This window comes from Mesorhizobium sp. M2E.F.Ca.ET.209.01.1.1, from assembly GCF_004010375.2.
GTDB lineage: Bacteria > Pseudomonadota > Alphaproteobacteria > Rhizobiales > Rhizobiaceae > Mesorhizobium.
In genome coordinates, this window is the sequence record NZ_SADP02000266.1 from 1 (window position 1) to 408 (window position 408).

General features: G+C 65.0%; 1 protein-coding gene. It reads left to right on the top strand.

The window, feature by feature from the left end; translation table 11 throughout:
- Window positions 1-408, top strand: a 408-nt coding sequence (locus EN852_RS35590) for an aldehyde dehydrogenase family protein (protein WP_135879660.1), incomplete at both ends; no start/stop codon positions are given.

Genomic DNA, 408 nt, shown 5'->3' on the forward strand with positions numbered 1-408 from the left:
GCATCCTGGTGCAGGAGAAGGTCGCAGACCGCTTCGTGTCGATGGTGCTGGAACGGGCCAAGGCCATCAAATTCGGCGATCCGCGCGACCCGGCAACGCAGCTCGGCACCGTGGTGCATGAAAAGGCGGCAGCGCTGTTCGAGAAGCGCGTTTGCATGGCGGCCGAGCAGGGCGCCGAGGTGCTCTACGATCCCGGCCGCAAGGGGGCGCTGCTGCCGCCGATCGTCGTCGACCGCGTGTCGCACCACTCTGATCTGGTGATGGAGGAGACCTTCGGGCCGATCGTGCCGATCGTGCGCGCGCCTGACGATGACGAGGCGCTGATTAAGCTGTCGAACTCGACGGCTTTCGGCCTGTCGTCGGGCGTCTGCACCAACGATTTCCGCCGCATGCAGAAATACATCACCG